Origin of the sequence: Pseudomonas sp. NPDC090208, assembly GCF_044746785.1 — a bacterium.
GTDB lineage: Bacteria > Pseudomonadota > Gammaproteobacteria > Pseudomonadales > Pseudomonadaceae > Aquipseudomonas.
This window is the reverse complement of record NZ_JBIVCU010000002.1, coordinates 310,322-321,864: the sequence shown is the minus strand read 5'-3', so window position 1 is coordinate 321,864 and position 11,543 is coordinate 310,322. Positions and strand designations below refer to the sequence as shown.

Below are 11,543 nucleotides of genomic sequence, written 5' to 3'. Positions count from 1 at the left end.
CGCTGATGGCGCTGACCATGTTGGTGCAAATCGTGTTGCCGCTGATGGCGCTGACCATGTTGGTGCAAATCGTGTTGCCGCTGATGGCGCTGACCACGTCGGTGCAAACCGCCTGAGCTGATTCATCAGCAGTTCCTTCTCCAGCCCGGCTTTTGCCGGGCTTAGTTTTTTCTGAAGCATCGATCTCGTGAGACCCTTGAATTTACAGGGCTTTGCGCCGAAACAAGCGATCCTGACGCGCATTTGCGCAAACGGCACCATGAGCGCCATGAATTTTGCGATATCACGCAAGATCATCCGGCGAACATTGAAATTTACGCAATTTTAAAAATGTCAAGCGTCGAAACTGTCGTTTTTGACAGAAATTGCCCCATTTCAGCTCAAAAATCGCTGGAGCGCTTTAAAACCGGGCGTTTCAGCCAACTATCATTTTTGGCGATGGTCGTTAGCAACCTTGTTAACTTCTACTTAATTTCTACGCGCGTAAAATTAGCTCCATACCCAAGTTGAAAAAATTATTGAACTTTGCTGGAGCAAACATCATGAAAACTTCGAATCTTCTTTTTGGTCTTAGTCTTTCAATCCTGGCATCGAGCGCATTCGCTCTGCCAGTTTCCGATACTCACTCCGTATTGAACGGCACTGTTGTCGCTGAAGGCGGTTCTTCGCACACCAATGCTTCGCACACCGGTTCTTATCGTCAGGCTTCCGACGGTGCTGACCACGTCGGTGCAAACCGTCTGGCCGCTGATGGCGCCGACCACGTAGGTGCCAACCGCCAGGCCGCTGACGGCGCTGACCACGTCGGTGCAAACCGTCTGGCCGCTGATGGTGCCGACCACGTAGGTGCCAACCGTCAGGCCGCCGATGGCGCTGACCATGTTGGTGCTAACCGTCTGGCTGCCGATGGTGCCGACCACGTAGGTGCCAACCGTCAAGCCGCCGATGGCGCTGACCATGTTGGTGCCAACCGTCTGGCCGCTGATGGTGCCGACCACGTAGGTGCCAACCGTCAGGCCGCCGATGGCGCTGACCATGTTGGTGCCAACCGTCTGGCTGCCGATGGTGCCGACCACGTAGGTGCCAACCGCGTCAGCTGATCCAAGGTTTCAACACGTTCCACCTCCCGAAACTCCCTTTGTGGCCCGGCTCTTGCCGGGCTTTTTTTTGCTCCAATCCCGCCGACACCACACCTGTGGGAGCGAATTCATTCGCGAAGCGGCATTCCAGTCGAAGCCCCTCCGTGATCCGTAACACCGCATCGCGAATGAATTCGCTCCCACCCTTGCCGTCGGGGAGTCGATGGAACGGGTGATATTCGCCAAGCACTAGTACCATGAGGCCAACCCGGCTCCCCCAAACCGCCGTCCACACTGTCTACAGGGAAATGCGGAATGTCAGACGATATTCACTTCTACGAACCGTCCAAAGGCCACGGCCTGCCCCACGATCCGTTCAACGCCATCGTCGGCCCGCGGCCGATTGGCTGGATCTCTTCGCAGGACGCCCAGGGCCGCCTCAACCTCGCGCCCTACAGCTTCTTCAACGCTTTCAACTATGTGCCGCCGATCATTGGCTTCTGCAGCATCGGCCGCAAAGACAGCCTGAACAACATTGAGCAGACCGGCGAATTCGTCTGGAATCTGGCGACCCGCCCGCTGGCCGAGCAGATGAACATGAGCTGCGCGCCCGTGGCAGCAGACGTCAACGAGTTCGAGCTGGCGAATCTAACCGCCGAACCGTCGCGTCTGGTGTCGGTGCCGCGTGTGAAGGAAACGCCCGTGGCGTTCGAGTGCAAGGTCACGCAGATCATCCAGCTGCAGCGGGCCGACAAGGAAGTCGTGCCGAGCTGGCTGATCCTGGGGGAAGTGGTGGCGGTGCATATCGCCAAGCGGCTGCTCAAAGACGGAATCTACGACACCGCTGCCGGTGAGCCGATTCTGCGCGGCGGTGGCCCGGCGGATTATTTCCAGCTGGGCCCGGAAGCACTGTTCAAGATGTACCGGCCAAGGGGCTGAACCGGCAGGCCGATCAATCCTGGGCGAACAGCAGTGCGCCTTCGGAGGTCACGTCGATCAGGCGCTCCAGCTCTTCGACCGCCGCCTGGTCGGCCGCCAGCGCGGTCTTGAAGGTCTGTCCGTCGAGCACACGATGAAACGCCGGCGCGCCCCCTGCGCCAAGGCCCTTGACCGCAATCGCGGCGCTGTAACCGTCGGTGCCGGGAATGGCGGCGGAAACCGCTTCGTAATGCTGGAATTCTTTGCGTGCCATGGGAGCGATGCCCTGCCTTGAGAAGAGAAAGGCGGGAATTCTAAACCGTTTCCTTGTAGATGACGCCGTACCTGTAGGAGCTGGCTTGTCCTGCGACCTGCCGGGAACCGGCAGTAAAACCGGCGAGCGCGGTGTATCAGATGGACCGCATTCGCAGGTTTTACGACGGGTTCCCCGCCGGTCGCAGGACAAGCCAGCTCCTACAGGTTCAGCGGTCAACCCGCCATGCGAGGCGAACTGTAGTGCGCATGGGCCTGGCTGGCGCTGACATTGGCAAAGGTCTGGAAATCCAGACTGCTGACCAGCAACTCGCTGACCAGATCGGCGAACACCTGCAATTCCGGCGCAGAGAACCAGGCGTTCATCGCGTGTTCGGCAGCCCACGCGCCGCTGATGACCCAGACATCCGGCTCGCTCATGGAATGTTGCAGGTTGAAGGCAAGGCAGCCCGGCGCCCGCAAGGACGGGGCGATCAAGGTGCTCAAACGCGCGCCCACGTGGGCACTGTGTCCGGCATGGGCGCGGACGGATACCAGATGACTCACGGCTGAGGGGGTGTGCATGGTCTGCGCTCCTGTGATTCGGCCGCGGTGCGAAGGCGTTGCGGCTGGAGGTGAAGATTAGGGGCCAGCCCCCTTGAGCCGATAGCTGATTACTGCCCGGTTCTTGCCTGATTCTGCGCGGGAACGTAAAACAGGATCAGGCAAGCCACCATGACCTAGCCTCGCCCTTGCCGGACTTTCGAGCAAGCGGACCCCATAAGCAGGGCATTTGCTCGACACCGGCATGAACCGCCGACAGAATCAGGCAATCATCCGACAGGAATCGTCTACCACCTGCGATTGCACAAAAATATCCTGTGATGCATCGACGCTCTGTCAGAGGAATTCCCCATGTTGCCATCCGCCCCAGTGTCGGAGCCCACCGCTCCGGAACCCGAAGCCCGGCCACAGCCTGAATTGAGCGCACAGATGGAACAGCAACGCGCCGAACTGGCCGAGCTGGTCCGCCGCCACGCGCCACGGGACGGCAATTTTCAGACCCTGATCAAATCGCTGTTCATGGTCCGCCATGACCAGCCGTCGCAGTCGATTCCGACACTCGTACAGCCGGCGCTATGCGTCATGGCCCAGGGCCGCAAGGACGTGAAGCTGGGCGACGACATCGTCACCTATGACCCGCTCAACTATCTGGTGCTGTCGGTCGCCATGCCGATCAGCGGCAAGGTCATTCACGCCTCGCCGGAAGAACCGCACCTGGCGATTCGCATCGACATCGACCCGGCAGACATCAACGCGCTGATCGCCGAGGCCGGCCCCATGAGCGTGCCCAGCCGGCCCAGCGGGCGTGGCATGTATGTCGAGCGCATCGACGCGCAATTGCTCGATGCGGTGCTCCGCCTGATTCGTCTGCTGGACAGCCCGAAAGACATTCCGATGCTGGCGCCGTTGATCAGCCGGGAGATCCTCTATCGCCTGCTGCGCGGCAGCGAGGGTTATCGGCTGTACGAAATCGCCATTTCCAGCTGCCAGACCCACCGCGTGACCCAGGCGATCAAATGGCTCAACAGCCATTTTCAGCAGCCACTGCGGATCGATGAACTGGCGCGGGAAGTGAACCTCAGCGTGTCGACCCTGCACCATCGCTTCAAGGCGGTGACCGCCATGAGCCCGTTGCAGTATCAGAAACAGCTGCGTTTGCAGGAAGCCCGCCGGCTGATGCTGGCCGAAGGGCTGGAGGCGTCGGCGGCCGGCTACAAGGTCGGCTATGAAAGCCCCTCGCAGTTCAGCCGCGAATACAGTCGTCTGTTCGGCGCGCCGCCCCTGCGGGACCTGGCGCGCCTGCGCAAGAACCTTTGACAGGCCTGCCGATCAGCGCGCGCGGACCACGTGCTTGATCTCCTGGAACGCTTGCAGGCCCCACGGCCCCAGCTCGCGTCCCAGGCTGCTCTGCTTGTAGCCACCCCAGGCGGTCTGGGGAAAGATCACCTGCGGCGAGTTGATCCACACCAGACCCGCCTGCAACGCATTGGCCACCCGCTCGGTATTTTCGACGTTGCCGCCGACCACACTGGCGACCAGACCGAACTGACTGTCGTTGGCCAGCGCGATGGCTTCGGCTTCGGAACTGAAACCGCGCACGCACAGCACCGGGCCGAAGATTTCCTCACGCCACAGCGCGCTGTTCAGCGGCACTTGGGTGAACACCGCCGGTTGCAGGAAATAGCCGCGCGGCTGATCGGCCGGACGCACGCCGCCACACAACAGCCGCGCGCCCGCTCGTTTCCCCGCCTCGATGTGCGCGGTGACCCGTTGATACTGCGCCTGATTGACCAACGGCCCCATCTCCGCGTCTTCGTCCTGCGGGCCGGCGACACGAATCGACTGCGCCTTGGCGACGATGCGTTGGAGAAACGGCTCAAGCAGTTCCTGGGCGACCAGCACGCGACTGGTGGCCGAGCACATTTGTCCAGCGTTGAAATAACCGCCACCGCTGGCCAGCTCCACCGCCAGATCCAGATCGGCATCCGCCAGCACCAGCAGCGACGACTTGCCGCCCAGTTCCAGACTCACGCCCTTCACGGTTTCTGCCGCGCGCTGCATCACCTGCACACCCACCGCGTTGCTGCCGGTGAACGACACCTTGGCGATACCGGGATGCCCGGACAACGGCGCGCCAACCGCAAGGCCGGTGCCGCAGACCACGTTGAACACGCCTTCAGGCAGGCCGCTGGCAGCAATGATCCGCGCCAGTTCCAGCTCGGCCAGAGGGGTGACTTCAGACGGTTTCAACAGCACGCAGCAACCGGCGGCCAGGGCCGGGGCGAGTTTCCAGGCGGTGGTGACCATGGGGAAGTTCCACGGCACGATCAGCCCCACCACACCGCACGGCTCACGACGCAGGCGCGCGGCGAAGTCTTCGCTGGGCAGGTCCACGACGCGATCCTGCTGGCCGTCGCCGGCTTCGGCCAGATCGGCGTAATAGCTGAACGTGGCGATCACGTCGTCGACGTCGATGGCCGCTTCAAAGCCCGGCTTGCCGTTGTTGCTCTGCTGCAGCTCGACCAGCCGTTCACGTCGGGCGGCAACGCCGCTGGCGATCTTGCGCAGGATCATCGCCCGCGCCGCGCCGGTGGTTTTCGACCAGGCCGGGAACGCCTGCTGCGCCGCCAGCACGGCTTCGTCCACCGCGCTGCCGTCGCCGCCGCTGACAATCGCCAGCCGCTCTTCGGTCGAAGGATTGATGACCGTCAGCGGTTCGTCACCGCCGCGCCATTGCCCATTGATGTACAGCCCGTCCAGTACCGGATTCAACACAGTTGCCTCACTCACGATGCTTTCAACCCATTCATCCAGCCACGCTGGTCGATTTCGATCACGCTTGGACCCTGACGGTCGCTGGCCGCCAGCAACGCCGCTTTCAGCGACTCGACGCCGTCGACCGCTTCGGCTGCGCAACCGAGCGCCTTCGCCACGCCGATGAAGTCCGGGGTGTAAATGTCCACGCCGACCGGCTCGATGGCGCGGTTGACCATGTATTTCTTGATCTCTTCGTAGCCCTGGTTATTCCACAGCAGGACGATGATCGGCGTGCGCGCTTCGACGGCGCTGGCCAGTTCCGACAGGGTGAATTGCAGGCCACCGTCGCCGATCAGGCAGGCCACCGGGCTGCGCTGGCCGGCGTCCTGACTGCCGAGCCAGGCGCCGACGGCTGCTGGCAGCGCGTAACCGAGGGTGCCGTAGCCGGTGGAGGAGTTGAACCAGCGTCGCGGCTTGTCCAGATCCAGGGTCAGGTTGCCGGTGTAGACCGGCTGGGTCGAATCGCCGACCACCACGATGTCCGGCAGTACGTCGAGCACGGTTTGCAGGAACAGCGTCTGGCCGCGAGTGTTTTCATCCCAGGACGCATCGAGGGTAGCTTTCAGCGCTGCGGCGCGGCGCTGGCCCCAGTCGTTTTGACGTTCGCTCAATGGCTGCTTCTCTACCGCAGCGAGCAGGGCTTCGGCGGCGGTCTGCGCGTCGGACACCAGCGCCACGGCCGGCGGGAAATTGCGCACGGTCTGATCCGGATCGATGTCGATGCGCAGCAGCGTGCCAGGAATCTTGAAGTGGCCCTGGAAGGTGATGTCGTAGTCGGTTTCGGCCAGTTCAGTGCCGATGGCCAGCACCACGTCGGCGCCTTCGATGATCTCGCGGGTCGGGTCCAGCGACTGGGTCGAGCCGATCAACAGCGGATGGCTGGACGGCAGCATGCCTTTGGCGTTGATGGTCAGCGCCACCGGAGCATCGAGGGTTTCGGCCAGGCGGGTCAGCGCCGGCGCCGCATCGATGGCACCGCCACCAGCCAGGATCAGCGGGCGTTTGGCGCCGGCCAGCAGGCTGGCCATTTTGTCGATGGCCGCAGGCGCAGGGCCGGCACGGCTGATCGACACCGGCTGGCTGTCGAGCAGCGCATCAGCGTTTTCCACCAGCACGTCCAGCGGGATTTCGATATGCACCGGACGCGGACGGCCCGCCTGGAACACTGCAAAAGCGCGCGCCAGCACCGCCGGCAACTCGGCCGCCGACATCAGTGTGTGGGAGAACGCCGCAACGCCCGCGATCATCGCACCTTGTGCCGGCAGCTCGTGCAGCTTGCCGCGACCGCCGCCCAACTGGCTGCGCGACTGCACACTGGAAATCACCAGCATGGGGATCGAATCGGCATAGGCCTGGCCCATGGCTGTGGTGATGTTGGTCATGCCGGGGCCGGTGATGATGAAGCACACACCGGGCTTGCCGCTGGTGCGCGCGTAGCCGTCGGCCATGAAACCGGCGCCCTGCTCATGACGCGGGGTGACGTGATTGATCGAGGACTGCGCCAGGCCGCGATACAGCTCCACGGTGTGTACACCGGGTATGCCGAACACCTGCTCTACGCCATAGCCTTCGAGTAACTTGACCAACACTTCGCCGCACGTTGCCATCTGTCTGAACCTCTGGGTGTTCTGCTAATCGATGGCGCATTGGAACCGTGGGCGGATATCAGTGACAACGCAAAAAATGTCATGCTTAGCCATGTTCTCAGCTCATGCCTCGCCCAAACCATGAAACGTCTGCCTCCCCTGCCCGCCCTGCACACCTTTCTGGTGGTTGCCCGTTGCTGCAATTTCACCCGCGCGGCCGAACTGCTGCACATCACGCAGGGGGCGGTGAGCCGGCAGATTGCCGGGCTGGAGAGCCATCTGGGCTATCGCCTGTTTCACCGTCAGGCCCGAGGCTTGAGCCTGACCGCGCAGGGCCGTGAGTTTTTCCCGCGCATCGAGCACATCTTCGGCCTGATCGAAGACGCGGTGGATCAGGTCGGTGTCCGCCGCCAGGCCCTGCAACTCAAGGCGCCGACCTGCATCACCCGCTGGCTGTTGCCACGCTTGTTGCAGTGGCAGAGAGAACGTCCCGACGTGCCGGTCGAGCTGACTACCACCATCGCCCACGGCGTCGACTTCCGCCGCGAGGGTTTTGACGCAGCGGTGGTGTATGGCGCCGTTCCTGATGATTCGGCGCACGTTCACCATCTTTTCGACGAACAACTGACGCCGGTGTGTTCACGCTCGCTGCTCGAAGGGCCGACCCCGCTCGCCCGCTTCAGCGATCTGGAACAACACATGCTGCTGCATCCGACACTGGATGAGCAGGACTGGTCGCAGTGGTTGAAGGCTTCTGGCACGCGGCTGAGCAGCGTCGCCAAGGGTCAGCATTTCGACACCATGGACCTGGCGATGACCGTGGCCTCGCAAGGCTCGGGGGTTGCCATGGGTGATTGGGCGCTGATCGGCGAAGACCTCAGCGCCGGGCGCCTGGTGACGCCGTTCGAGCTGAAAGTGAAGACCGGCGCGGCGTATTACTTCGTCTACCCGGAGCGCGCGGGTTCGCCGCCGCAATTGCAGGAGTTGCTGGATTGGCTGTTGGTGCAGGCGGCTGCCCGACACGAGTCCGCGTAATCCGTGAAATCACTGTCGCTGGCAAGTCATACTGCTACCGACGTTCGTCGCTGTACCTGTAGGAGTGAGCTTGCTCGCGATGGCGTCTGATCAGTCGATACTGCGCTATCCGTAACGATGCATCGCGAGCAGAGCTCACTCCTACAAAAAGTGCGGAGTTGACACATCGCCGAGGCGTTTTAGTTCCATCGTCATATCATCGGCACTCCCGCGCCGCCGATAAAAACATTCAATCCCCATCACTACGCCATCACGGCCGATACGGGCCTACACTGACCTTGTCCGACGAAAAAATCATTTTTGTAAGCGGATCGAGGTAACTGTCATGAGAACCACAATAAAAAGACAAATGGTGTATGTGGTCGCTGTCGCTGTGGTGCTGAGCATCTATGCGGCCGGCGCTTACCGGATCGAACAGATGCGCAACATGCCCCGTGGGGCGGTGGTCTGCACCTTCGGTCATTGCGTACCGACAGACGCCAGTTTCAGCGCGCTGCGCTGACAATCAGACTCCGCTTCCGCGCCTGAAAATCGATGAAGCCAACTATCGATTAGCAAGCTAACGGACTAGACTGTGCACACTTTTCCCGCCGATTGCATCGGCGGGTCAACCTGCCAGTTCGAGTCCTCCTTCGTGACCAGCCTCAATCAAACCCGCCCGGACATTCGCAGCATCCTGTTTGCGCTGATGATGGCCGTGTTTCTCAGTGCCCTGGATCAAACCATCGTCGCCGTATCGATGCCGGCGATTTCCGCTCAATTCAAGGATTTCGACCTGCTGGCCTGGGTGATCTCGGCCTATATGGTGGCCTTGACCGTCGCCGTGCCGATCTACGGCAAGCTCGGTGACTTGTACGGTCGACGCAAGCTGATGCTGTTCGGCCTGGGCATGTTCACCCTTGCCTCGCTGTTCTGCGCCATGGCGCAAAGCATGGAGCAACTGGTGCTGGCGCGGGTGCTGCAGGGCATCGGCGCCGGCGGCATGGTGTCGGTGAGTCAGGCCATCATCGGCGACATCGTGCCACCCCGCGAGCGTGGCCGTTATCAAGGCTATTTCAGCAGCATGTACGCACTGGCCAGCGTAGCCGGGCCGGTACTCGGCGGCTTCATGACCGAATACCTGTCGTGGCGCTGGGTGTTCATCATCAACCTGCCACTGGGTTTCGCCGCTTGGTGGGTGGCACGCCAGACCCTGCGCGGCCTGCCGGTCCCTCAGCGCAAGCCGATCATCGATTACCTTGGCACGGTACTGATGATCATCGGCCTGACCGCCCTGTTGCTGGGCATCACCGAAATCGGCCAGGGCCGCAGCTGGCGTGATCCGCACCTGCTCGGTCAGCTGGGCGCGGCGCTTTTGGTGCTGCTGCTGTTTGTCCTCCACGAACGACGTGCCCGCGAGCCGTTGCTGCCGATGCACCTGTTCACCAACCGCAGCGCCGTGTTGTGCTGGTGCACGGTGTTTTTCACCAACTTCCAGGCGATATCGCTGATCGTGTTGCTGCCGCTGCGCTTTCAGACCGTCACCGGCGGTGGCGCCGACAGCGCCGCGCTGCACCTGATGCCGTTGGCGATCGGCATGCCGATGGGTGCCTACTTTGGCGGTCGACGCACGTCGCTGACCGGCCGTTACAAACCGATCATTCTGACCGGCGCGCTACTGATGCCGCTGGCGATCCTCGGCATCGCTTTCACTCCGCCACAATCAGTGGTCCTCACCAGCCTGTTCATGGTGCTCACCGGTATCGCCTGCGGCTTCCAGTTCCCGACGTCGCTGGTGGGGTCGCAGAACTCGGTAGACATGAAGGACATGGGCGTCGCGACCAGCACCACCAACCTGTTCCGCTCGCTGGGTGGCGCGGTGGGTGTGGCCAGCATGTCGGCGCTGTTGCTGGCGATGCTGGCCGGCTCGGGATTGGCGCAGGTCAGTGGCGCCGGGCTGGGTGAAGGCCAGTCCGGCAACCTGTTGATGGACAGCCTCAACGCCGCAAGCGGCCCGGCACTGGAGCTGCTGCGCGGGCAATTGTCGATGACCTTCCAGCACCTGCTGCTGGGCAGCGCGGCAGTTTCACTGCTGGGGCTGACGGCCGCGCTGTCGATGCCGAACCAGCTGCTGCGTGGGCGTGAAGACAAGGACCGCTGAATAGCCTGACTTTGTAGGAGTGAGCTTGCTCGCGATGGCGGTGTGCCAGCCAACATCAACGTGTCTGGGCAGACGCTATCGCGAGCAAGCTCACTCCTACAGATTGCAATCGCCAAGCCGAGCACTCGCGTTTCCTGCCAGACAGTCACCCGTTGTAATACCCCACCGCCACCAGAAAATCGCCGACCTTGCGCATGTACGCATGCTTGTGTTCGACCTTGCCGGTGACCGGGTTGCGCCAGCGATATTCGTATTCGCCTTCCGGCTGTTTGCGGATCATGTCCAGCATCGGCACGCCCACGGGCTTGCCTTCAGGGTCTTTGATCTTGCTGAAATCGGTGTTGACCAGGCGCATGTTGGTGCCGTGGGCAACGTAGCGCTTCGTGTCGACATTGACCACGAACACGTAGAGATCATCCTGCTGAAAGCCACCCTTGAGGTTGTTGATCGCTTCAATGGTGCCGTCCTCGTTCTCTTCCAGAGCCTTGGCGGCCTTGTCCAGCAACGCCCTCGCCTGCTCCGGCGAAGCCCGCGGAAGGTAGTAACCCACGGCGATGAAGCGGTTGCCCAGACGCTGGAAATACGCGCGTTTGCGCTCGACCTTGCCGTCGTTCCAGTTTTGCCAGCGATAGTCGAACTGCTGAATCCCGGCCGACTCTGGTGTCTGCAGCGCGTCCTTGAAACGCTTCTGCAGATCCGGATCGCCCAATGACGACACGTCACGACCGATCAGCACCACCGACGGCCCGCCACTGGCAAGCATCACGCCGTTGTCGTCGGTGACGAACACATAACGCTCACCATCGACGAACTCGCCCTGACGACTGAATTCGGCCAGCGCCTTGTCTCCCTCCTGGCGGTAACGGGCCACGGCCTTCTCCAGCAGCGCTCTGGCCGCCGGCGCCTCCTGCGCCTCATCCCCCGTGGCCCATGCCTGGCCGACAAACAGGCAGGCAAGCACCGCAACCAACAGCCTCTTCCACCTACCGCATGCGGACAGGATCGGCATTGCGTACACCTCGTTTTTATTGATTTTGATAACGCCCGATTGACCCCGTGGGAGGGAGCCCTGCTCGCGAAGGCGTGTTGTCAGTCAATGCCGCTGTGCCTGGCACGACGTCTTCGCGAGCTGGGCTCCCTCCCACACGACGG

At 62.1% G+C, this 11,543-nt stretch carries 10 protein-coding genes and 2 pseudogenes; 7 read left to right on the top strand and 5 right to left on the bottom strand.

Going from position 1 to position 11,543, the window contains the following annotated elements; translation table 11 throughout:
• Positions 1–542 precede the first annotated feature (542 nt).
• The 3 genes and pseudogenes from ACIPL0_RS04515 to ACIPL0_RS04505 form a co-directional block, all read left to right on the top strand.
• Positions 543–899 (top strand): annotated as a pseudogene (locus ACIPL0_RS04515) (hypothetical protein); the annotation flags it as partial.
• A gap of 21 nt (positions 900–920) precedes the next feature.
• Positions 921–1,100 (top strand): annotated as a pseudogene (locus tag ACIPL0_RS04510) (hypothetical protein); the annotation flags it as partial.
• A gap of 294 nt (positions 1,101–1,394) precedes the next feature.
• Entirely contained in the window at positions 1,395–2,018 is a 624-nt protein-coding gene (locus ACIPL0_RS04505; protein ID WP_400593110.1) for a flavin reductase family protein, read from the top strand.
• A 13-nt stretch (positions 2,019–2,031) separates the two neighbouring features.
• Here ACIPL0_RS04505 and ACIPL0_RS04500 read toward each other — a convergent pair whose 3' ends face one another.
• Both ACIPL0_RS04500 and ACIPL0_RS04495 read right to left on the bottom strand, forming a co-directional pair.
• Positions 2,032–2,271 carry a hypothetical protein gene (locus ACIPL0_RS04500; protein WP_400593113.1) on the bottom strand — a complete coding sequence of 80 codons (240 nt, stop codon included), beginning with the start codon at positions 2,269–2,271 and terminating at the stop codon, positions 2,032–2,034.
• 215 nt (positions 2,272–2,486) lie between these two features.
• Positions 2,487–2,834 carry a putative quinol monooxygenase gene (locus tag ACIPL0_RS04495; protein WP_400593116.1) on the bottom strand — a complete coding sequence of 116 codons (348 nt, stop codon included), beginning with the start codon at positions 2,832–2,834 and terminating at the stop codon, positions 2,487–2,489.
• 408 nt (positions 2,835–3,242) lie between these two features.
• Here ACIPL0_RS04495 and ACIPL0_RS04490 point away from each other — a divergent pair, with 408 nt between their 5' ends.
• Entirely contained in the window at positions 3,243–4,130 is an 888-nt protein-coding gene (locus tag ACIPL0_RS04490) for an AraC family transcriptional regulator N-terminal domain-containing protein (RefSeq protein ID WP_400593936.1), read from the top strand.
• 12 nt (positions 4,131–4,142) lie between these two features.
• On the opposite strand, the gene ACIPL0_RS04485 is transcribed toward ACIPL0_RS04490, so the two are convergent.
• The gene (locus tag ACIPL0_RS04485; RefSeq protein WP_400593939.1) at positions 4,143–5,585 is read right to left on the bottom strand and encodes an aldehyde dehydrogenase family protein; all 1,443 of its coding nucleotides are present in this window, start codon (positions 5,583–5,585) and stop codon (positions 4,143–4,145) included.
• A gap of 14 nt (positions 5,586–5,599) precedes the next feature.
• A complete protein-coding gene (locus tag ACIPL0_RS04480; RefSeq protein ID WP_400593119.1) occupies positions 5,600–7,237 on the bottom strand; it encodes a 5-guanidino-2-oxopentanoate decarboxylase in 1,638 nt (545 codons plus the stop codon).
• Positions 7,238–7,357: 120 nt separating this feature from the next.
• Between ACIPL0_RS04480 and ACIPL0_RS04475 the strand changes: the two genes are divergently transcribed.
• The 3 genes from ACIPL0_RS04475 to ACIPL0_RS04465 all read left to right on the top strand — a co-directional run bounded on the left by ACIPL0_RS04475 (position 7,358) and on the right by ACIPL0_RS04465 (position 10,391).
• On the top strand, positions 7,358–8,251 hold the full coding sequence (locus ACIPL0_RS04475; protein ID WP_400593122.1) for a LysR substrate-binding domain-containing protein: 894 nt from the start codon (positions 7,358–7,360) through the stop codon (positions 8,249–8,251).
• A gap of 325 nt (positions 8,252–8,576) precedes the next feature.
• Positions 8,577–8,753, top strand: a complete 177-nt coding sequence (locus ACIPL0_RS04470) for a hypothetical protein (protein WP_400593125.1) — start codon at positions 8,577–8,579, stop codon at positions 8,751–8,753.
• Between the two features lie 132 nt (positions 8,754–8,885).
• Positions 8,886–10,391, top strand: a complete 1,506-nt coding sequence (locus tag ACIPL0_RS04465; RefSeq protein WP_400593942.1) for an MDR family MFS transporter — start codon at positions 8,886–8,888, stop codon at positions 10,389–10,391.
• 145 nt (positions 10,392–10,536) lie between these two features.
• Here ACIPL0_RS04465 and ACIPL0_RS04460 read toward each other — a convergent pair whose 3' ends face one another.
• Complete coding sequence (locus ACIPL0_RS04460; RefSeq protein ID WP_400593128.1) at positions 10,537–11,400, bottom strand: cache domain-containing protein; 864 nt, start codon at positions 11,398–11,400, stop codon at positions 10,537–10,539.
• Between the last annotated feature and the right edge of the window lie 143 nt (positions 11,401–11,543).